Annotated in this window: 20 protein-coding genes; 9 read left to right on the forward strand and 11 right to left on the reverse strand. The window is 72.1% G+C overall.

What is annotated here, in order from left to right; all coding sequences use genetic code 11:
- Nucleotides 1–32 precede the first annotated feature (32 nt).
- Complete coding sequence (locus GNZ18_RS42990) at nucleotides 33–2,831, reverse strand: helix-turn-helix transcriptional regulator (RefSeq protein ID WP_173390630.1); 2,799 nt, start codon at nucleotides 2,829–2,831, stop codon at nucleotides 33–35.
- Between the two features lie 135 nt (nucleotides 2,832–2,966).
- Here GNZ18_RS42990 and GNZ18_RS03975 point away from each other — a divergent pair, with 135 nt between their 5' ends.
- Nucleotides 2,967–3,518, forward strand: coding sequence for a hemerythrin domain-containing protein (locus GNZ18_RS03975; RefSeq protein WP_312874286.1), 552 nt, complete (start codon nucleotides 2,967–2,969; stop codon nucleotides 3,516–3,518).
- 28 nt (nucleotides 3,519–3,546) lie between these two features.
- Nucleotides 3,547–3,747 (forward strand): hypothetical protein, encoded by a 201-nt coding sequence (locus tag GNZ18_RS03980; RefSeq protein ID WP_156214642.1) that lies wholly within the window; start codon nucleotides 3,547–3,549, stop codon nucleotides 3,745–3,747.
- Nucleotides 3,748–3,764: 17 nt separating this feature from the next.
- Here GNZ18_RS03980 and GNZ18_RS03985 read toward each other — a convergent pair whose 3' ends face one another.
- On the reverse strand, nucleotides 3,765–4,538 hold the full coding sequence (locus GNZ18_RS03985) for an MgtC/SapB family protein (protein WP_156214846.1): 774 nt from the start codon (nucleotides 4,536–4,538) through the stop codon (nucleotides 3,765–3,767).
- Between the two features lie 260 nt (nucleotides 4,539–4,798).
- On the opposite strand from GNZ18_RS03985, the gene GNZ18_RS42995 reads away from it, so the two are divergent.
- Entirely contained in the window at nucleotides 4,799–6,265 is a 1,467-nt protein-coding gene (locus tag GNZ18_RS42995) for an aminotransferase class I/II-fold pyridoxal phosphate-dependent enzyme (RefSeq protein ID WP_156214643.1), read from the forward strand.
- Here GNZ18_RS42995 and GNZ18_RS03995 read toward each other — a convergent pair.
- From GNZ18_RS03995 to GNZ18_RS04005, 3 genes are all read right to left on the reverse strand, one after another.
- On the reverse strand, nucleotides 6,252–6,830 hold the full coding sequence (locus GNZ18_RS03995; RefSeq protein WP_312874287.1) for a polysaccharide deacetylase family protein: 579 nt from the start codon (nucleotides 6,828–6,830) through the stop codon (nucleotides 6,252–6,254). The genes GNZ18_RS42995 and GNZ18_RS03995 overlap by 14 nt on opposite strands.
- Before the next feature lie 340 nt (nucleotides 6,831–7,170).
- Nucleotides 7,171–7,539, reverse strand: a complete 369-nt coding sequence (locus tag GNZ18_RS04000) for a hypothetical protein (RefSeq protein WP_173390631.1) — start codon at nucleotides 7,537–7,539, stop codon at nucleotides 7,171–7,173.
- Nucleotides 7,500–7,904 carry an ATP-binding protein gene (locus GNZ18_RS04005; RefSeq protein WP_173390632.1) on the reverse strand — a complete coding sequence of 135 codons (405 nt, stop codon included), beginning with the start codon at nucleotides 7,902–7,904 and terminating at the stop codon, nucleotides 7,500–7,502. The genes GNZ18_RS04000 and GNZ18_RS04005 overlap by 40 nt, the downstream gene beginning before the upstream one ends.
- A gap of 183 nt (nucleotides 7,905–8,087) precedes the next feature.
- Here GNZ18_RS04005 and GNZ18_RS04010 point away from each other — a divergent pair, with 183 nt between their 5' ends.
- From GNZ18_RS04010 to GNZ18_RS04020, 3 genes are read left to right on the forward strand one after another with little or no spacing between them, the layout of a single operon-like run.
- Nucleotides 8,088–8,888 (forward strand): helix-turn-helix domain-containing protein, encoded by an 801-nt coding sequence (locus GNZ18_RS04010; RefSeq protein WP_246249346.1) that lies wholly within the window; start codon nucleotides 8,088–8,090, stop codon nucleotides 8,886–8,888.
- On the forward strand, nucleotides 8,879–9,064 hold the full coding sequence (locus GNZ18_RS04015; protein ID WP_156214647.1) for a DUF397 domain-containing protein: 186 nt from the start codon (nucleotides 8,879–8,881) through the stop codon (nucleotides 9,062–9,064). Before GNZ18_RS04010 ends, GNZ18_RS04015 begins: the two co-directional genes overlap by 10 nt.
- A 25-nt stretch (nucleotides 9,065–9,089) precedes the next feature.
- A complete protein-coding gene (locus GNZ18_RS04020; RefSeq protein WP_156214648.1) occupies nucleotides 9,090–9,284 on the forward strand; it encodes a DUF397 domain-containing protein in 195 nt (64 codons plus the stop codon).
- On the opposite strand, the gene GNZ18_RS04025 is transcribed toward GNZ18_RS04020, so the two are convergent.
- On the reverse strand, nucleotides 9,273–9,902 hold the full coding sequence (locus GNZ18_RS04025) for a TetR/AcrR family transcriptional regulator (protein WP_156214649.1): 630 nt from the start codon (nucleotides 9,900–9,902) through the stop codon (nucleotides 9,273–9,275). The two genes, GNZ18_RS04020 and GNZ18_RS04025, sit on opposite strands and share 12 nt — an antisense overlap.
- A gap of 317 nt (nucleotides 9,903–10,219) precedes the next feature.
- Between GNZ18_RS04025 and GNZ18_RS04030 the strand changes: the two genes are divergently transcribed.
- On the forward strand, nucleotides 10,220–11,653 hold the full coding sequence (locus GNZ18_RS04030) for an MFS transporter (protein ID WP_216651148.1): 1,434 nt from the start codon (nucleotides 10,220–10,222) through the stop codon (nucleotides 11,651–11,653).
- Here GNZ18_RS04030 and GNZ18_RS04035 read toward each other — a convergent pair.
- The 5 genes from GNZ18_RS04035 to GNZ18_RS04055 form a co-directional block, all read right to left on the reverse strand.
- Nucleotides 11,599–12,462, reverse strand: coding sequence for a helix-turn-helix transcriptional regulator (locus GNZ18_RS04035; RefSeq protein ID WP_246249347.1), 864 nt, complete (start codon nucleotides 12,460–12,462; stop codon nucleotides 11,599–11,601). The genes GNZ18_RS04030 and GNZ18_RS04035 overlap by 55 nt on opposite strands.
- Before the next feature lie 136 nt (nucleotides 12,463–12,598).
- A complete protein-coding gene (locus GNZ18_RS04040) occupies nucleotides 12,599–13,066 on the reverse strand; it encodes a peptidase inhibitor family I36 protein (RefSeq protein ID WP_173390633.1) in 468 nt (155 codons plus the stop codon).
- Between the two features lie 220 nt (nucleotides 13,067–13,286).
- Nucleotides 13,287–14,930 carry an AMP-binding protein gene (locus GNZ18_RS04045; protein ID WP_156214651.1) on the reverse strand — a complete coding sequence of 548 codons (1,644 nt, stop codon included), beginning with the start codon at nucleotides 14,928–14,930 and terminating at the stop codon, nucleotides 13,287–13,289.
- The gene (locus tag GNZ18_RS04050; protein ID WP_156214652.1) at nucleotides 14,927–16,609 is read right to left on the reverse strand and encodes an AMP-binding protein; all 1,683 of its coding nucleotides are present in this window, start codon (nucleotides 16,607–16,609) and stop codon (nucleotides 14,927–14,929) included. The genes GNZ18_RS04045 and GNZ18_RS04050 overlap by 4 nt, the downstream gene beginning before the upstream one ends.
- Before the next feature lie 305 nt (nucleotides 16,610–16,914).
- Nucleotides 16,915–18,423 carry a DUF885 family protein gene (locus GNZ18_RS04055; protein ID WP_156214653.1) on the reverse strand — a complete coding sequence of 503 codons (1,509 nt, stop codon included), beginning with the start codon at nucleotides 18,421–18,423 and terminating at the stop codon, nucleotides 16,915–16,917.
- An 81-nt stretch (nucleotides 18,424–18,504) separates the two neighbouring features.
- Here GNZ18_RS04055 and GNZ18_RS04060 point away from each other — a divergent pair, with 81 nt between their 5' ends.
- Nucleotides 18,505–19,965, forward strand: a complete 1,461-nt coding sequence (locus GNZ18_RS04060) for an aminotransferase-like domain-containing protein (RefSeq protein WP_246249348.1) — start codon at nucleotides 18,505–18,507, stop codon at nucleotides 19,963–19,965.
- Nucleotides 19,966–20,027: 62 nt separating this feature from the next.
- The gene (locus tag GNZ18_RS04065; protein WP_156214655.1) at nucleotides 20,028–20,306 is read left to right on the forward strand and encodes a DUF1905 domain-containing protein; all 279 of its coding nucleotides are present in this window, start codon (nucleotides 20,028–20,030) and stop codon (nucleotides 20,304–20,306) included.
- The last annotated feature ends 1 nt before the right edge of the window (nucleotide 20,307 follow it).

The raw sequence follows: 20,307 nt of genomic DNA on the forward strand, positions 1-20,307 counted from the left end.
CAGGCACCGCACCTTCCGAACACCCGCCTGAGTCAGGTCAGATCCAGGCGGGTCAGTTCGTTGCGTGAGGCGACCCGCAGTTTCGGATACGCCTTGTAAAGGTGGTAGCCGACCGTCCGGGGGCTGAGGAACAGGCGCGCGCCGATCTCCCGGTTGCTCAGGCCGCCGGCCGCGAGCCGGACGACCTGGAGTTCCTGCGGGGTGAGGCTGCCGACCGCGTCGTCCCGTCGGGTGCCGCCTCCCGCCGGGCTCTCACCGGCGGCGCGCAGTTCGCCGCGGGCACGGTCGGCCCAGGGCGCGGCGCCGAGGCGCTCGAACCCGTCGAGGGCCGCGTGCAGCAGCGTCCGCGCGTCGTTGCGGCGGCGGACCCGGCGGAGCCATTCGCCGTACAGCAGCTCGGTGCGGGCCCGCTCGAACGGCGGCCCGCCCTCGCGGTGCAGGTCGAGGGCGCGGGTGAAGGTCTTGTCGGCGTCCTCGTCCGGCCCGAGGAGCGCGGCGCAGCGCAGCGCGACCGCCTCCACCCACGGTTCCCGCACCTGCGAGGACCACTCCCGGTACCAGTCGGCGGCGTCCCGGCCGCGCTCCGGACGCCCCAGCCGGACGGCCGCCTCGACGAGGTCGGGCAGGCTCGCGATGGCGCCGTGCCGGTGCGGCCCGGACACCGCGTCCGACAGCCGTTCGAGCGCCGCCTCGTGCCGCCCGAGCCCGAGGTCGAGCAGGCCGCGCGCCGCCGCCCCGTGCACGCTGCTCGGCGGGACGCCCCGCTCGATGCCCTCCGCCGTCAGCTCCAGGCAGCGCCGCTCGTCGCCCTCGATCGCGGCGAGCAGCCCGAGGACGGTCGAGAGGTACACGCGGACGCGGTGCTGCCCGGTGTCCTCGGCGATCCGCAGCCCCTCGGTCGCGTCGGTGAGCGCGTCGCGGTGCCGTCCGAGGAGGAGCCGCGTCCGGGAGCGGAGCATGAGAGCGGAGGCGAGCAGGCCGATCGCGCCCCCCTCGCGGAACCGCGCCTCCAACTCGTCCGCCGCCGCGTCGGCGCCGGCCAGGTCCCCGAGCATGAGGTGCCACATCGCGACGCGGATCCGCTCGCGCGGGCCGTAGCACAGCCGCATCGCCTCCAGCAGCTCGCGCAGCGCCGCCACCCCGTCGGCGGCGCGGTGCCGCAGGGCGCGCGGGTCCTGCCCGGCGAACAGCCTGGCCAGGGCCCGCAGGTGGGGCGCGTTGGGCAGGCCGAGGTCCTCGACGCGCGCGGCCATCTGGTCCACGGCGGCGAAGTCGCCCGCGTTGACGGCCGCGGACGCCGCCTGGAAGAACAGGTAGCCGGCCGTCCGCGCGTCCTGGTCGGCCACCGACGCCGCGGTCTCGGCGAACATCCGGTACGCCTCGCCGGTACGGTCCTGCTCGTCGGCGAGCGAGGCCCGGATCAGCGTCAGCTCAGCGCGCGCCAGCGGGTCGTCCAGGTCGGACTGCGCGCGCATGGCCAGATCGACCGCGCGCTCGGGCAGCCCGGCGTCGGCCGAGATCCGCGCGGCGACCGCCAGCCGCCGTCCGCGGTGCGCGCGGTCGGGGCTCAACGCGGCGGCGGCCTCGTACAGGGCGGCCACCGCCTCGCTCCCACCGAAGCCGCGCCCGTTGACGGCGCGCGCGTCGGGGACGCCGACGGCGCCGACGACGCCGCCGCCGTGCCCCGCCTCCGCCGTCTCCTCCAGGACGGCCGCGACGCCCTCGTCCGGCCCCGTCACCGACCGGGCGAGATGCCAGGCGCGGTGGCAGATGTCGCCGCGCTCCAGGTAGACGTCGGCGAGCGCCCGGTGCGCGTCCAGCCGCAGACCCAGCGGCGCGGACTCGTACGCGGCGGACCGGATCAGCGGATGCCGCACCGCCAGCCGCCCCTCCCCGGTGGTCCGCAGCAGCCCCTGCCGCTCGGCGGGCTCCAGGTCCCGCACGGACGCGCCGAACCGCCCCGCCGCGTCCATCACCACGCCCACGTCGCCGAGGTCATCGGACGCGACCATCAGCACCAGCAGCCGCGAGGGCTCGGGCAGCGCGGCGATCCTCCCGGCGTAGGACCGCTGGATCCGCTCGTAGGCCGTCGACCGCTCCCCCTTCGCGCCCGCCTGCATCCCGGGCAGCTCCAGCAGCGCCAGCGGGTTCCCCATCGCCTCGGTGAGGATCTCGCGCCGGAGATGGCCGGGCGGGGCGTCGGCCCGCGCGTCCAGCACCCGCGCCGCCGCGTCCGCGTCCAGCCCGCGCAACCGCAGCTCGGGCAGCCCCGGTGCGGCCACCATGGGACGTCCCGGGGCGTCCGGCGCGTCGGGGTCGCGGGCGGCCAGCAGCAGCGCGATCGGCTCGGCCTCCAAGCGGCGGGCCGCGAACAGCAGCGCCTGCGCGGACGGCTCGTCCAGCCAGTGGGCGTCGTCCACCAGGCAGAGCAGCGGGCGCTCCTCCGCCAGGTCGGACAGCAGCGTCAGCACCGCGAGCCCCACGAGGAACCGGTCGCCCTTCCCCGGCTCGGAGCCGGAGCCGGAGCCGGAGACGCCGAGGTTGAAGGCGTCGCGCAGGGCATCCGCCTGCGCGTCCGGAAGGTCGCCGATCCGGTCGAGGTACCGGCCGAGGAGCAGGTGGAGGCCCGCGTAGGGCATGCCGCTCTCGTACTCGACGCCGGTGCCGCACACCACCCGCATGTCCCCGGCGGACGCCGCCGCGCGGTCCAGCAGCGCGGACTTGCCGATCCCGGCCTCGCCCCGCAGGACGAGCACGCCGCTGCGTCCGGAGCGGGCCCGGTCGAGCAACCGGTCGATCTCGGCCGCCTCTGCGTCCCGCCCGTACAGCATGCTCGCCAGCCTACTCAGCGCCCCTCCCCTTCCTCGCCGCCGAATCCGGCCGCCGATCACCCTCCGATGGTTGAAGCGCGCCAGTCGGGTACCGCCACTCACCGAACGCAGTCGAGCCGAGAGAGAGTGTGAACCGTGGCCGAGAACTCCGAGAACGTCGTCGACCTGCTGCTCGCCCAGCACGACGAGATCCGCCGCCTGGCCTCGATCGTGGACGGCAACAGCGGCCAGGTCCGCAAGGACGCCTTCGACCGGCTGCGGCGCCTGCTCGCGGTGCACGAGACCGCCGAGGAGGAGATCGTCCACCCGTTCGCCCGGCGGGCCCTCGACGACGGCGGCGCGGTGATCGACGCGCGGCTGGAGGAGGAGAACGAGGCCAAGGGCGTGCTGTCGGAACTGGAGAGGCTCGACCCCGACTCGGACGAGTTCACCGCGAAGTTCAGCGCGTTCCACAAGGACCTGGAAGCGCACGCCGCCCGCGAGGAGCGCGAGGAGTTCCCGCGCATGGCACGGGACGCCTCCCCCGAGCAGCTGCGCGGCATGGCCGCCACGGTCCGGGCCGCCGAGGCGATCGCGCCGACGCACCCGCACCAGGGGGTCGAGTCGCCCGCGGCGAACCTCGTGGTCGGTCCGTTCGCCGCCGTGGCCGACCGCGCCCGCGACGCCATCGCCAAGGCCCGCCACTGAACCCGGAGCACGCCGGAAGGGGGAGGACATGCCCGACGAACGCAAAAACGACGAGGACAAACCGCTCGCCGACCGCCGCGCCGAAGCCGGTGCCGCGCCCGAGGACCCGAACGCCGAAGGGGACTTCGCCGAGGAGCACACTCCCGGCCCGACCGACCCGGCGAACGCCGAGGCCGACGCCCCGGGCGGCGAGGACGACGGCTACTCCCCGCAGACCGAGGTCCCTTAGCCCACCGCGCGCGGCGGCTACTCGCCGTCGTCGTCGCGATCGGCGCCGACCGTCACCCCGGCGATGTCGGGAAGCTCGCCCAGCACCGCCGTGAGCTCCGGCACCGATCCCGCGCCTTCCAGGACGAGCGTCACCACCGCGTTTCCGGGCCGCCGCGCGGACGGCTCGCGCCGATCCCGCCGCTCGTCGCGGCCGCGGTCCGAATCGTCCGGGAGGTACTCGCGTTCGACGTTGAGCGCGGACACCACGAACCCCCGCCGGGTGCATTCCATGAGCGCCCGCCGCAGCGCGCCGCGCCCGTCCCGGTAGACGAGGCGGAGCCGCGCCGTCTCGGCGGGACGGAACCGGTCGAGCGGCAGCATCCTGCTCAGCCGGCTCAACCCGTACACGACCAGGAAGTGCCCGGCGGTGACCGCGACCGCGAGCACGGGCAGCCCGCCGCCCGCCGCCATCCCGACCGCCGCCGTCACCCACACCACGGCCGCCGTCGTCAGCCCCCGCACCGCGTCCCGCCGGACGAAGATCAACCCACCGCCGATGAACCCGATCCCGGACACGATCTGCGCCGCCACCCGGGACGGGTCGAACGACACGTGCTCGCCCGGCACGTCATCGAAGCCGTACTTGCTGACCAGCATGAACAGCGCGGCGCCGACCCCGACGAGCGTATGCGTCCGCAGGCCCGCGCTCTTGTTGCGCAGCCCGCGCTCCAACCCGATCGCGGCCGACAGCACGAGGGCCAGCAGCAACTCCCCGATCTGCGCGAACCCCTGCCCCGGCGCCAACTCCAACACCCGGCCCCCTTCCTCCCCACCTGCCCGAGCGCAGGCCGCCGCCGGTGCCCGGAACGGCCACGACCCCTCACCGCCGACCACACCACGTCCAGCGGACGGCTCTCCGACCGCCGCACACCGCTCCGTCCCGGTTCGCACCGTTCCGACCGGCCTACCCGATCACCACCGCCCCATTCGCCCACCGCGCCACACTCCACTGCCCTCTCCGCCACCACACGCGGGCGTTACATCGCCCGGCGTCGGGGAAGGCGTCGCCCATGGACCACTCGGAAGCCCCCGTTCTGGACGCGATCGCCGCCTACCACCGGGAAGGGCAGGTGCCGTTCACCCCGCCCGGCCACAAGCAGGCCCGGGGCGCGGACCCGCGCGTCCGGGAGGTGCTGGGCGACGGGGTGTTCCTGTCCGACGTCCTCGCCATCTCCGGTCTGGACGACCGGATGTCCACCCACAAGGTCCTGGAGCGGGCCCAGGAACTGATGGCCGACGCGGTCCACGCCGACCACACCTTCTTCTCCACGTGCGGGAGCTCGCTCTCGGTGAAGAGCGCCATGCTGTCGGTCGCGGGTCCGGGCGAGAAACTGCTGGTCGGACGGGACGCGCACAAGTCCGTGGTGTCCGGCCTGATCCTGTCCGGCGTCCGCCCGGTGTGGGTGGAGCCGCTGTGGGACGCCGACCGCCACCTCGCGCACCCGCCGTCCGCCGCCGCCTTCGCGGCCGCCCTCGACGAGCATCCCGACGCGCGCGGCGCCCTGGTCACCAGCCCGACCCCCTACGGGACGTGCGCCGATCTCGTCGCCATCGCCGAGGAGTGCCACCGGCGCGGCAGACCGCTGATCGTGGACGAGGCGTGGGGCGCCCACCTGCCCTTCCACCCCGGCCTCCCGTCCTGGGCCATGGACGCGGGCGCCGACGTGTGCGTGACGAGCGTCCACAAGATGGGCGCCGGGCTGGAACAGGGCTCGGTGTTCCACCAGCAGGGCTCGCTCGTCGACCCGGCGGTCCTGAAGTCGCGCGAGGACCTGCTCGGGACGACCAGCCCGTCCGTCCTGATCTACGCGGGCCTGGACGGATGGCGCCGCCAGATGGTCGAGCACGGCCGCGACCTGCTCCAGAACACGCTGGACCTCGCCGCGTCCGTCCGCGCCGCGCTGGGCGCGATCCCCGGTTTCGACGTCCAGGGCCCCGCCGAGTTCACCGGGCTCGGCCTCGCCCACGACCTCGACCCGCTCCCCGTCGTGATCGACATCGCCTCGCTCGGCACCACCGGCTACCGCGCCGCCGACTGGCTCCGCGAGCACCACCGCGTCAACCTGCACCTCGCCGACCACCGCCGGATCAGCGCCCAGCTCACGTTCGCCGACGACGAGAGCACCACGGAACCGCTGCTCGCCGCCCTGCGCGACCTCCACGACAAGATCGACGCACTCCAGGACGTCCCGCAGGTCGAGGTGCCCTCGCCCGACGAACTGCGCCTGGACCTGGACGTCCTCCCCCGCGACGCGTTCTTCGGCGAGGCCGAGCAGGTCCCCGCCGAGGAGGCCGTGGGCCGCGTCGCCGCCGAGATGATCACGCCGTATCCGCCGGGGATCCCCGCCGTGCTGCCCGGGGAGCGGATCACCAAGCCCGTCCTCCGGTACCTGCGCAGCGGGGTCGCCGCCGGAATGATGCTGCCGGACGCCGTGGACCCCGAACTCGACAGCGTCCGCGTGCTCATCGAAAGCTGATGTAGTCCTCAAGCCGCGCGACCGCGAAGCCCTGCCGCCGGATCCGCTTCAGCATCTCGGCGAACATCTTCGTCATCGACTCGCCCCTGAGCTGCTTCGGCCCCCGGAAATGCGCAAGTAGCACATCACCGTTATGCAGTTTCTTGTTCGGGTCGTCGTACTGCATGTCATGGATCTGCATGGACGCCGTCCAGAGCACGATCCCCTGGATCCCGCACTCGCGCGCGGCCTCCTGCGTCGCCGAACCCCACATGCCGAATGGCGGACGGAACAGCTTCGGCGCCGTCCCGTACTCCCTGGTCAGGGACTTCTGGGCGCCGCAGATCTCCCGCCGCTGCCCCTCCGGCCCGAGGTGGGGCATCACCGGATGGGTCAGCGTGTGGTTCTGGACATGGTTCCCGAGCGCCTGGAGCGGCTTGAAGTACCCGTAGTCGTCCCGCACGTTGCCGTCGGTGAGGAACATCGAGACGGGCACCCGCAGATCCCTCAGCATCTCGACGAACCTCGGATCCTTCTCCTGCCCGTCATCGATCGTGACGAACACGACCCGGTCCTTCGTCGGCACAGTGGAGAAGACCTTCACGGGCCCTTTTCCGCCGAGCTTGAGCGGCTTGTCCTCCGGCGGGACGGGCGCCGGACGCAACGCGTCGAGCCCCCATTTCCCCCAGTCGGGCCGCGCGGCCTCACCCCCACCGCCCGCCCTGCCCCCCGAAGGCTCCTCAGCGACCGGCTTCCTACACCCGCCCAGCAACAGAACAAGCGCGACCACGCCCGCCACCACCCGGACCCACACCCCGATGGCCTCCCCACAGACCCGCCCGAATGCCCCAGAACCTACCCGGCACCCAGCAGCCCCCGACCCCCGCCCCACCCAACCCGCCGATTCTCGACAAAGGGCACGGTCGCTAGTAGATGGGCGGCCTTCGCTGATTGATCCGGTCCCTGAGCAGCCGGTCGATCTGCATGCCCGCCTGGGCCGCGTTTCCGCAGGGGAACAGGTAGCCGTGCCTGCCCCGTTGCGCCTCGTAGTAGCCCCACGTCCCGCCGGGCGTCGCGAGGACGGTGACGACGAGCCCGATGTCCTCGGCGCCCGAGATCCACAGCAGCGGCATGGGCATCGGATGCACGTCCGAGCGGTAGAACTTCACGAACCGCCACTCGCCCGGCAGCAGAGCGGCGACGAGCAGATCCAAGTGCTGCGTCGTCGTCTCCTTGCCGAGCCTCGTCCGCCATTTCAGGACGTACCGCTCCGCTCGGTCGCCGAGACCGCGCATTTCACCCACGTGATCTTCCCTCTCTCCAGCAATGGTCGAATTCCCCAGGCGATCGCGAGTCGCGACACCAGCAGCAGGCCCCGCCCGTTCGTGTCGTCGCAGTCGGCGTGCCGGACGAAGGGGCGCCCTTCTCCTCCGTCCCACACCTCGATCACGACCGCGCCGGCCTGCTCGTCCTGGATCACCCGCACGACGATCGGCCCGTCCCCATGCATCCAGGCGTTCGCCACCAGTTCGGTCACCACCAGCCGCGCCGTGTAGTCGTCCGAAATTCCCCACTCACGAAGCCGCGCCGACACGAACGCCCGCGCGAACCCGGGCGCACGATCGGTCGATTCCAGTACAAGCGTCGGAATCTCCGGCATAAGCACCACTGGACCCATGAGGCACACCTCCCGGACCTGTTCGGGTGTTGCACCTCCATATAAGCGACGATCTAGTTACCCTGTGTAGCAAGCAGGGTCTCTCATGAGGATCTGAGAACGCTGGACGAGATCACGCTTCCGGGCCGCTTTCGAGCACTTGAGAGGATCGGTTCAATGCCCCCCATGCAGAAGCGCGCAGCCATATCCCCGACGCTCGTCGCATTCGGCAGGCGATTTCGCAGATACCGCGAGGCCGCCGGGCTGTCCCAGGAGCGCGCTGGTCGCCGCGCCAACGAGGGTCAGGGAGTCACCGGTCAGTACGTCTGCCAGGTCGAGCAGGGCAAGACCCGCTGCACACGCGAGTTCGCCGAGACCATGGACCGCGAACTCGGCGCGAACGGCGACCTTGTGGAACTGTGGGACGACCTCGTCATGGACGCCGCCTTCCCCACCTGGTTCGACTGGCCTCCCGTCGAGTCGGCCGCCAACGAACTCGTCTCCTTCCACGCGACGGTCGTCGATGGCTTGTTGCAGACACCGGCGTACGCATCGGCACTGCTTTATGGAGACAAGGAGGCAGTCGATGCGCGCATGCGGAGGCAGAACATCTTGACAAGGGACGATCCCTCTCCCCCGCTCCTCTCCTTCCTCATGGACGAAGCCGTGCTATACCGGGACGTAGGCGGCCCACAGGTCATGCAAGATCAGTTTGAGTATCTGGTCAGCAGAATTTCGGATCGCCTGCATGTCCAGGTGGTCCCAGCAACCGCTCATCTCGGGGCGAGCGGGGCATTCACCATCGCTACACTGGAAGACCGAACTGAGGTGGCATATGTTGAATCAGCCGCCCGTGGGCTGACAATGAGCGATCCCGATGATCTTGCGGCCATGTCAAGGACCCTCCTGGAGCTTCGATCGCTGGCACTCCCCCAGAACCAGTCGATCGATTTGATACGCAGAACGGTGGAGAAGAGATGGACCTGACCAGCCTCAAGTGGCGCAAGGCAAGTAGCAGCACTGGCAACGGCGGGGCCTGCGTTGAAGTGGCCCGGCCTCCCGGCCACATCGCCGTCCGAGACAGCAAAGACCCCAGTGGGCCTTACCTCCTACTGACCCGCGACGACTTCCACCACCTCACCAGAACAATCAAGAACCTCTAGTCGCCTCCACCAAGGAGGAGCACAGATGAACCCCAGAACCGCCACCTGGCGCAAGTCCACTCACAGCACGGGCAACGGTGGCGACTGCGTTGAGGTGGCGAGGGCGCCCGGCGGTGTCGCCGTTCGGGACAGTAAGGATCCTGGCGGGCCTCGGCTTCTTCTGAGTCGTGACGGGTTTCGGCGGTTGGCCGAGGTCGTCAGAGGGGCGTCAGGCGTCTAGGACGGCGCGGATGTGCGCCAGGATCGGGGCGCACAGGCCGGGGAGGGCGGCGTGTTCGCCCATGGCCACCTTTCCGGTGACCAGGGACGCCACGCCGCCTACCAGCATTCGTCCGGCCAGGTGCGGGTCGGGGTGGGTGCGGAAGCGCTCGTCCTCCAGGAGCAGGCCCGCGATGGTCTCGGCGAAACGGTGCTGGGCGCCGTAGCGTAGCGCCGCGACGCTCGGGCCCGCCGCGTAGACCTCCAGGAGGAAGGTGCGGGCGGTCGCGGCGTCCAGGGAGAGTTCTCCGAGGTAGGCGACCAGGGCGCGCTCGAAGCGCTGCATCAGCGGCGCGTCGCCGGTGACCAGGGCCTCGTGGACGAGGACGCCGATGCGGTCGGCGGCCATCTGGTAGGCCGAGATGAAGCACGCGTGCTTGTCGGCGAAGTGCTCGTAGAACGTCTCGCGGGACACGTGCGCGCGTTTCAGGACGTCGGCGACGGATGTCCGCGCGTAGCCCTTCTCGCCGACGGCGTCGGTCATGCCGTGGAGCAGGCGCGTCCGCTGGGACGCGCAGACCTGTTCGCGGGTGAGGTGGTGACGCCCGCGCGGCAGGGAGCCGCGGCCCTGGGAGTCCATGTGCCAAAGCTACCAACCGGGACGTCCCACGAGAACAATTCCAACATCACGAACATTTTTGTTCGCAGGTGTTACGGTTCTGTCTGCATGATCGGGGGCGGACGCCTCCTGCCCGGAAACGGGGAGGGGCGGCCGAGCGATCATGGCCCGGCGCAGCCGGCTCGTGGTGACCGTTCCGACCAGGCAGTGCGCCACGGGGGCCGATCTGTTCTGGATGGCGCGCCCGCCGCGCGAGTGCTGACCCCGTCGCCGGGCCGATTACCGGAGCACCCGCCGTCCGCCGCAACCTCGCGGCGGCGGTCGGGGTTGTTCCCCGCATGACCGCTCCCCCCACGCCGCCCGTCCGCCGGGCGGGGATGCTGGCCGTGCTGCTGACCGGGCAGTTCATGGTCAACGTCGATGTGTCCATCGTGAACGTCGCCGCGCCCTCGATCCAGGAGGGGCTGCGGCCGTCCGCCGGGGCGCTCGAACTGGTGATCTCCGGCTACACGCTCGCCTACGCCATGCTGCTGATCACCGGGGCGCGGCTCGGTGAGGCGCGGGGGCATCGGCGGATGTTCCTGCTCGGGCTCGCGGCGTTCGTCGTCGCGTCGCTCGCCTGCGGGCTCGCCCCGGTCACCGGTGCGCTGGTGGCCGCGCGGCTCGCGCAGGGGGTGGCGGGCGCGTTGATGATCCCGCAGGTGCTGTCGGGGATCCAGCTCCACTTCACCGGACGCGCCAGGGCTCGGGCGCAGGGGCTGCTGGCCGTCGCGCTGTCGGGCGGAGCGGTCGCGGGGCAGGTGCTCGGCGGCGTGCTGGTGTCCGCCGACCTGTTCGGGCTCGGCTGGCGGCCGATCTTCCTGGTGAACGTGCCGGTGGGGATCGTCCTGCTGGCGGCGGGTGTGCGGCTGCTGCCCCGGGATCCGGGTGGCGGACGCACCCGGCTCGACCTCGGCGGGGTCGCGCTGCTGTCGGGGGCGGTGCTGTTCGCGGTCGTTCCCCTGCTGTTCGGACGCGAGGCCGGGTGGCCGCCGTGGACGTGGGTCTCGCTCGCCGCGTCCGGGCCGGTGCTGGTGGCGTTCGTCCGGCGGCAGCGGCGGGTCGCGGCGCGGGGCGGGGCCCCGCTGCTCAACCTGTCCGTGCTGGCCAGGCCCGTCGTCGCGTGGACGCTCGGGGCGCTCGGCGCGGCGACCGGCACCTACTACGCGATGCTGTTCGTGCTCGCCCTCTACGTCCAGGACGGGCTGGGCCGCAGCGCCCTGTTCTCGGGGCTCGTGCTGGTGTCGTGGGTCGCGGCGTTCGGGGTCGCGGGGCCGTTGCTGCCGCGCATGCCCGTCCGGGTCGTCGCGCTGGGGCCGATCGCCGGGTATCTGATCCTCGCCGCCGCGTACCTCACCATCGGGCTCACGCACGCGGACGGTGCCGCGCTGGTCGTGCTGCTCGGGTTCGGCGGGTTCGGGCTCGGCCTCGGTTTCGCGCCGCAGCTCGGACGGCTGACCTCCGGCGTCCCGGCCCGGCTCGCGCCCGATCTCAGCGGCCTGATCAACACGAACTTCCAGCTCGCGGGGTCGGCGGGGCTCGCGGTCTTCGGGACGCTCTACCTCGGTGTGTCCGGTCCCCGGCACGCGTTCACCGTGGTGATGACCGCCTTCGGTATCACCGCGCTCGCCGCGTGCGGGGCCGCGTTCCTCGGCGGACGCGCCGCCCGCGCGGACGATCAGGGCAGCAGCCCGGCCCGCCGCGCCGCCGTCACCGCCTCCAGCCTGGAGTGACTGTCGAGCTTGCGCATCGCCGAGCGCAGGTAGCTCTTCACGGTCTCGGGGAGCAGGCCGAGGCGTTCGGCGGCCTCGGCGTTGGTGCAGCCGACCGCCACATAGGACAGGACGTCCAGTTCGCGGGGGGAGAGCGTCGCCCGCACCGCGGTGTCCTGGCCGTCCAGCCCGGCGGCGGCCAGGCGCAGCGTCGCCGCGCGCAGCCGGTCGCGGGTCGGCCCGTCCTGTACCTGTTCGGCGAGGGCGCGCAGCTCGGCGTGGACGGCCCTCACCTCCTCCCAGCGGGCGGTCCCCCGGTCGATGCCGGGTGCGCGGCGGGCGCGGGCCAGCGTCTCGCCCGCCCGGTCCCGGACGGCGAGGTCCTGCTCCAGGTCGCGGGCCACCTCCATCGCCGCGCCCACGACACGGTCGGCGAGCGACAGCGGTTCGCGCAGCGCCCCGTACAGCACGCCCCGGACCCTGCGGCGCACCACCACCGGGACCGCGACGATCGACAGCAGCCCCTCGCGTCCGACCGGCGCGTCGTAGTCGTGGCTGATGGACGCGGCGCACGGGTAGTTGCTCACCCACGCGGGGCGGCCCAGCGCCATCGCCTTGCCGCCGAGCCCGCTGCCCTCCCGCACCACCAGCCCGTCGAGGGAGTCGGTCGTGTTGCCGACGAGCTCGGAGATGCGCAGGCTGCCGCGTCCGCTGAGCGCGCCGCCGAACACGACGGGCAGCCCGGTGGTCCGGTGCAGGGTCAGCACCGCCGACCTGACCGCACCGGCGTCGTCGCTCTTCGCGGCGCCCCTCGGCATCGGCGTGTCCATGCACCGAAGCATGCCCCGGACGAGGCCGGTCACGGAAGGTCATCCGCGGAGAAAACCTCGGGGCGACCTTTGTGCCCGGCCGGGACCCCGGGACGCCGGGCCGCCCTGGTCAGGCGGCCCGGCGCACGCCCGCCGTTTACCGGAAGGCGCTCCAGCCGATGTGCTTGCCGTCGCCGCCGTACTGGATGAGCTGGTACGGAGCCGCACCCGCGACCCAGGTCTGGTTCGAGCGGACGCCGCGGCAGCCCTTGTGCTGCCACAGCCCGACACCGCCCATCTTGGAGCCGACGACCATCGACTTGGCCTTGTCGTTGACGCTTCCGGGCAGGTTGGTGCACTTGGCGCCGCTCTTGGGGGCCACGGTCGCCTTGGTCCCCTGGTGGCCGTACTTGGTCCAGAAGCACACGGCCTTGGCCTTGCAGGACGGCTTGCGGGCCTCGGCGCTGCCCGCGGCCGACACCGTCACCGCGACCCCGTCGACCACGCGGGTCCCGGCCGGACCGAACCCGGAGTCCGGGGAGTCCGCGAGGGCGGGGGCGGTCGCCGTGAGAGGGGCGGCCAGGGCCAGGGAGCCGATCGCGACCGCGATCCTACGCTTGTTCAACTTTCTCCTCCGATGTCGATGGCCCCGGTGCCGAGGCCGCGGATCGGACCCGAGCACCCCGAAGGATGATCTTGGTCCTCGGACAATGGGACGACCGAAAGACCAATAACGTGACATCGAATGGGAGAAGGCGCGGTATTAACCGCCTACCTGCGCGAATGCTGCTTAATTTGAAATATAAACCTTGCTCGATGGGAACGGGGAGCGTCGGCGGTGCGGCTCAGGTGCCGTCCAGGCCGAGGATGTCGACGGCCTCCGCGCGCATCTGCACCTTGCGGATCTTGCCGGTGACCGTCATCGGGAACGCGTCCACGACGTGGACGTAGCGGGGGATCTTGAAGTGCGCCAGCCAGCCGCGGCAGAACTCGCGCAGCGCGTCGGCGGTCAGCTCGGGCGCGCCCTCGCGCAGCCGCACCCAGGCCATCAGCTCCTCCCCGTACTTCTCGTCCGGGACGCCGATGACCTGCGCGTCCAGGATGTCGGGGTGGGTGTAGAGGAACTCCTCGACCTCGCGCGGGTACACGTTCTCGCCGCCGCGGATCACCATGTCCTTGATCCGGCCGGTGATGCCCAGGTAGCCGTCCTCGTCCATCACCGCGAGGTCGCCGGTGCGCATCCAGCGGGCCGCGTCGATGACCTCGGCGGTGCGGTCCGGTTCGTCCCAGTAGCCGAGCATCACCGAGTAGCCGCGCGTGCAGAACTCGCCGGGCGTGCCGCGCGGCACGGTCACTCCGGTCACCGGGTCGACGACCTTGACCTCCAGGTGCGGGTGGACGGTCCCGACCGTGGAGACGCGGCGGTCGAGCGAGTCGCCCGCGCGGGTCTGGGTGGACACCGGCGAGGTCTCGGTCATCCCGTAGCAGATCGTGACCTCGGCCATCCCGAGCCGGTCGATGACCTGCTTCATCACCTCGACCGGGCACGGCGACCCGGCCATGATCCCGGTGCGCAGGCAGGACAGGTCCAGCGTGCCCGCGGACGGCTCGTCCAGCATCGCGATGAACATCGTCGGCACGCCGTACAGCGACGTGCAGCGCTCCGCCGCGGCCGCCTCCAGCGTCGCCTTCGCCTCGAACGCGGGCGCGGGGATGACCACGCACGCGCCGTGGCTGGTCGCCGCGAGGTTGCACATCACCATGCCGAAGCAGTGGTAGAAGGGGACCGGGACGCAGATCCGGTCCTCCTCGTCGTAGCCGCACAGCTCGCCGACGAAGAAGCCGTTGTTCAGGATGTTGTGGTGCGAGAGCGTCGCACCCTTGGGGAAGCCCGTCGTCCCGGACGTGTACTGGATGTTGATCGGGTCGTCGGGGCTCAGCTCCGCGCCGATCGCCGTGAGGACGGTCCGGTCGGCCGCGCGGCCCGTCTCCAGCAGCGCCTCCCACGCGTCCGAGCCGAGCAGCAGCACGTCGGTGAGCGCCGCGCAGCGCGGCCCGACCTCCTCGATCATCGCCGCGTAGTCGGAGGTCTTGAACGCGGGCGCCGCGACGAGCGTCCGGACGCCCGACTGGTTGAGGACGAACTCCAGCTCGTGGACGCGGTAGGCCGGGTTGATGTTCACCAGGATCGCGCCGAGCCGCGCCGTCGCGTACTGCACGAGCATCCACTCGGCGCAGTTCGGCGCCCAGATCCCGACCCGGTCGCCCTTGCCGACGCCGAGGCCGCGCAGGCCGAGCGCGACCGCGTCCACGTCGGCGGAGAACTGGTCGTAGGTCCAGCGCCGGCCCGTCGCGCGCTCGACGACGGCGTCGCGGTCGGCGTGGGAGGCGACCGTCCGGGCCAGGTTCTCGCCGATGGTGTCGCCGAGCAGCGGCACGGCGGAGGTGCCCGAGGCGTAGGAGGGGCGCGGGGGGTGCGGGGGTGTCATCGCAGGTCCTCCTCCCGGAACTCGCCCTCCGGACGGTCGTCCGCGCCCGGATGCTTGGCGATCTCGCTCGTCCGCAGCTCGACCCGGCGGATCTTCCCGGAGATCGTCTTCGGCAGGTCGCCGAACTCCAGCAGCCGCACCCGCTTGTACGGCGAGAGCTGCGCCCGGCTGTGCTCGAAGATCGACCTCGCGGTCTCGGCGGTCGGCTCCCAGCCCGCCGCGAGCGTCACGTACGCCTTCGGGACGGCGGCGCGCACCGGGTCGGGCGAGGGGACCACCGCCGCCTCCGCGACGGCGTCGTGCTCGATCAGCACGCTCTCCAGCTCGAACGGCGAGATCTTGTAGTCGGACGCCTTGAACACGTCGTCGGACCGCCCGACATAGGTGATGTATCCGTCCTCGTCCCGGGAGCCGATGTCGCCGGTGTGGTAGTAGCCGTCCGCCATCGCCTCGTCGGTGCGCGCCTCGTCACCGTGGTAGCCGACCATCAGCCCGAGCGGACGGTCCTCCAGGTCGAGGCAGATCTCGCCCTCGTCGCCCGCCACGCCGGTGACCGGGTCGACCAGCGCGATCCGGTACCCCGGGACGGGCCGTCCCATCGAGCCCGGCCGCACCGGCTGCCCCGGCGTGTTCGCGATCTGGACGGTCGTCTCGGTCTGCCCGTACCCGTCCCGGATCGTCCGGCCCCAGGCGTCCCGGACCCGCTCGATGACCTCCGGGTTGAGCGGCTCGCCCGCCGCGACGACCTCGCGGGGCGGGGCGGAGAGGCGGCCGAGATCCGCCTGGATCAGCATGCGCCACACGGTCGGCGGCGCGCAGAAACTGCTCACCCCGCAGCGGCTCATCGTGTCCAGCAGGCGGTCGGCGTCGAACCGCGTGTAGTTGAAGATGAACACGCACGCCTCGGCGTTCCACGGCGCGAACACATTGCTCCACGCGTGCTTCGCCCACCCCGGCGAGGAGATGTTCAGATGGACGTCACCGGGCCGCAGCCCGATCCAGTACATCGTCGACAGATGCCCGCCCGGATATGTGGCGTGGGTGTGCTCCACCAGTTTCGGCTTCGCCGTCGTCCCGGACGTGAAATAGAGCAGGAACGTGTCCCGCGACATCGTCAGCCCGTACGGCGAGAACTTCTCCGGCCCGTCGTAGGCGTCCGCGTACCGCAGCCAGCCCTCCACCGGATCCCCGACGGCGATCCGCGTGAAGTCGCCCTCCAGCCCGTCGAACTTCCCGGCGTCGGACGAACCCGCCACCACATGCCGGGCACGCCCCCGTGTCAGCCTGTCCTGGAGGTCGGCCGGGCCGAGCAGCGGCGTGCACGGGATCAGCACCGCGCCCAGCTTCATCGCCGCCAGGACCGTCTCCCACAGCTCCACCTGGTTGCCGAGCATGAGGATGATCCGGTCGCCCCGCCGCACGCCCGCCGCCCGCAGCCGGTTCGCCACCTGGTTCGACCGCCGCGCCATGTCCGCGAACGAGAACCGCGCCTCCGAACCGTCCTCCTCGACGATCCACAGCGCCGGGGCGTCATTGTCCTCCGCGATCGCGTCGAACCAGTCCAGCGCCCAGTTGAAACCGGTCAGCACCGGCCAGCGGAACTTCTCGTACGCCGTCGCGTAGTCATCGCGATGCGCGAGCAGGAAGTCGCGCGCCGCCCGGAACTCGACTGCAGGCATGGGTGTTTCCTTTCTTTGCCCTTGGCGTCAGGCGCGGAGCGCCTTCCTTCGACGGGCAAAGCGGCGATCGCTGGCATCGCTCCGAACTCGCCTGGCGGCTCGCTCCGCGATCAGGTTCTCGCAAGCTCGAACCTGCCTTCGGACGCGATCGCAGCGCTTCAGGTTGTTGATCGGCTGGGCATCGGCTGGGGTTGGTGCGTTCGGTGGCTTGTGTTCGCGTGCTCGTTACCTCCCCGATCGTGGTCCGGTGACGTGACCTACGCCACCCCCGAACGGGGGTGGCGGGGTAGGTCTTGGTCAAAATCTCAGCCCCTGTCCAGGACCGTGGGCAGCAGGCCCAGGGGCGGGGCCCCCAGGGCCAGCAGTGCCGTGTGGAAGCGGCGCAGGGTGAAGGCCGCCCCCCAGCGGTGTTCCGCCTGGTCGCGGAGCTGGCGGATGGCCAGTTTGCCGCCGGTGTAGCAGTAACCGGAGACCGGGTCGATGAGCGTGCGGTGCGCGGCGGTGCGGGCGGCCGGGCCGTCCAGGAAGGCGTCCTCGGTGAAGCGGTGCTCGGCCTCGGCGACGGTCATCGTGCCGGTGTGCAGGCCGATCGTCGTCGCCAGGCGGGTGACGCGCCAGAGCGCGTCGCGGTAGGCGCCCACGGCGTGGCGGGCGTCGTGGTCGCGGAACCCTTCCTCGACGGCGAGTTCCTCGCAGTAGTGCGCCCAGCCTTCGGTGAACGCCTGCGAGTGCAGCGTGCGGCGGACGTCGGTGGAGGCGTGCCGGAGGGCCCGCGCATGCGAGAAGTGCCCTGGCGCGACCTCGTGGACGGCGATGTTCGGCAGCGTCGTGTAGCTGAAGATCGACAGCCATGCGTCCTGTTCGCCTTCGGGCGCGTCGGGGGCCGGGAGGTTCACGCGGAACCAGCTCGGGCCGTCGGGCTCGTAGGGGGCGGCGGACGTCATCGTGGCCACCTCCCAGGGTTGGGACGGCGGCACCTCGCCCACCAGGCATTCGCCGTCGGTGTAGGGGACCAGCCCGCTCGCCGAGGTCCAGGCCACCGCCTCCTCCGTGACCGCGCGGGCCTCGTCGACGAGGGCGCTCGCGGGCGGGTGGTCGGAGAGGAGGTGCCGCATCGTCTCCGGCAGCGGGGCGTGGGGGTCTATCCGGTGGCAGGCGTCCCTCAGCAGGGCCCGCACGCGGGCGCGTTCCGCCTCGGCTTGGGACGCCAGGTCGTCCAGGTCGATCTCGCATGCTTCGGCCGAGGAGATCATGCGGGTCAGGGCGGTGCCGCCCAGGGCCGCCGACGGGTCGCCGTGTTCGGCCGCGCCTTCCAGGTGGGCGACGAACCGCGCGTGGGCTTTCCGGGCGGCGTCCGGTGCCTCGTGCAGGTAGTGGGCCAGGCCGCGTGCGGCGGGGAGGGTGGCCGCCGCTATGGGGGCGGGTACCCGGTCCAGGGCCCGCAGCGCCGCGTCCACCGCGTCCGGCCAGGCGGCCAGGTGGGTCAGGCGGGCTTCGCGGCGTTCCTCCTCGGGTGCGTAGGCGCGGTCGTAGCAGGCCAGGTCGAGGTTCTTGATGTGCCAGATCGGGTTCGCGCGGTGTTGTGCCAGTTCCCCGAATGTGACGCACAGTGCGTTCTCCGCCGCCGCTGCCTGGGCCTCGTCGTGCGGGTCTGTGTACACGGCCCCGCCGAGCCTCTTCAGGCCGTCCTCCACGCCCTCGGGTGACAGGTCCTGGACGGTGCCGTCGTATTCGTGCCGTCCGGCCTCCTCCCGGACGGTCGCCACGCTCAGGTCGCAGATCGCCCGTAGCCGTTCATCGCCGGTCTTCCGCATTTCGGCCCCCTTTTCGTCCGGTGCTTCCGGCGCTAGCGTTGCAGTCCACATCGCAGGCCACCCGAGCCATTGGGACGGGAATTGGACCGTTATCGCAGCGCCGACGAGCTGATCGAGATCCTCGGCGACTGGGCCACCGCCGCCGGGCCGCTCTACCGGCGCCTCGTCACCGCCGTGGCGGGCGCCATCACGTCCGGCGCGCTGGGCGCGGGCGAGCGGCTGCCGTCCGAACGCGACCTGGCCCGGACGCTCGTCATCAGCCGCGCCACCGTCACCGCCGCCTACGACGAGCTGCGCGCCCGGGGCCTGGTCACGAGCCTGCGCGGGTCGGGGACGCGGGTCGCCGCGGGGCCGCCCGGTCCGCCGCCCGGCACCGACGGGCGCGTCCCCGGCGGCCGCGCGACGTCGATCTTCCAGCGCTTCGTGGACGGCCCCGGCGAGGTCATCTCGCTGGCCCACGCCATCGAGGGGCCGGTGCCCGACCTGCGCCAGGCGCTGCTCGACCTCGTCCGCGACGATCTGCCGCACCTGACCGCCGACGCCGGGTACCACCCGCGCGGCCTCCCGGCGCTGCGCGAGGCGATCGCCGCGCACCTCACCGGGCTCGGCCTGCCCACGGCGCCCGACCAGGTGCTGGTGACGGCCGGGGCGTCCCAGGCCATCGGTCTCGTGACGCGCATGCACCTCCGGGAACGGTCCGACGTGGTCGTGGAGTCGCCGGGCTGGCCGGGGTGTTTCGATGTGTTCCGCGCGGCCGGTGCCCGGTTGCACGGCGTCCGGCTGGACGAGGAGGGCGCCCGCGCGGACGAGATCGAGCGCGCCTTCACCGAGCGGCGGCCGTCGCTGCTGTTCGTCATGCCGACCTACCACAACCCGACCGGCGTGCTGATGTCGGCGGCGCGCCGGTCGCGGATCGCCCGGCTCGCCGAGCGGCACGGCGTCCCCGTCCTGGAGGACAACGCCTACACCGGGCTCACCGGCGAGGTCCCGCCGCCGATCGCCGCCTACGGGCGGCCCGGCGCGGAGATCCTCACCGCCGGTTCGCTCGCCAAGGCGGTGTGGGGCGGGCTGCGCATCGGGTGGATCCGCGCGTCCGCCGAGACGACCGAGCGCCTGGCCCGGCACAAGGCCCTCGCCGACCTCGGCAGCCCCGTCCTGGACCAGGCCCTCGCCGCCCGGTTCCTGCCGCGCCTGCCCGAACTGGAGGCACGCCGCTCGGCGACCGCGCGCCGGCGCCTGGACCACCTGACCGGCCTGCTCAGGGAACGCTTCCCCACCTGGCGCTGGACGCCGCCCCAGGGCGGTGCCGCGCTGTGGATCGAACTCCCCGGGATCGACGCCCGCTCCTTCGCCCACGTCGCCCTGCGCCACGGCGTGGAGATCGTCCCCGGCGCCGCCATGGACCCCGGCGGGCACCACGACGACCACATCCGCCTGCCGTTCACCTTCCCCACCGAGACCCTGACCGAGCTGGTCACCCGCCTGAGCGGCGCCTGGACGGAACTCCAGCGCTCCGCCGCCCGCCCTTCTCTGATCCTCTGACCGATGAGTTCCGGCGGTGCCGGCGGTCTGTTCTGGTAACCACCCCGACGACGGAGGTCGAGATGAGCACCACGCTGGACAAGCGGTTCACCGCGAGCCTGCGCAAGAGCCCGAACAAGGGCGGCTGGACCTATGTGGTCTGGCCCGAGTCCGCCGAGTTCTTCGGGACGCGCGGGCTGGTCAAGGTCCGGGGGACGATCGACGGGCAGCCGTTCGAGGGGGCCTTCATGGCGCTCGGGGACGGCAACCACAAGCTCGCCGTGAAGGCGTCGCTGCGCGCGGCGATCGGCAAGGAGGCGGGCGACGACATCACCGTCCACCTGCGGGAGCGCGTCGGCTAGC

The sequence above is a fragment of the Actinomadura litoris genome (assembly GCF_009733595.1).
Classification (GTDB): Bacteria; Actinomycetota; Actinomycetes; order Streptosporangiales; family Streptosporangiaceae; genus Spirillospora; species Spirillospora litoris.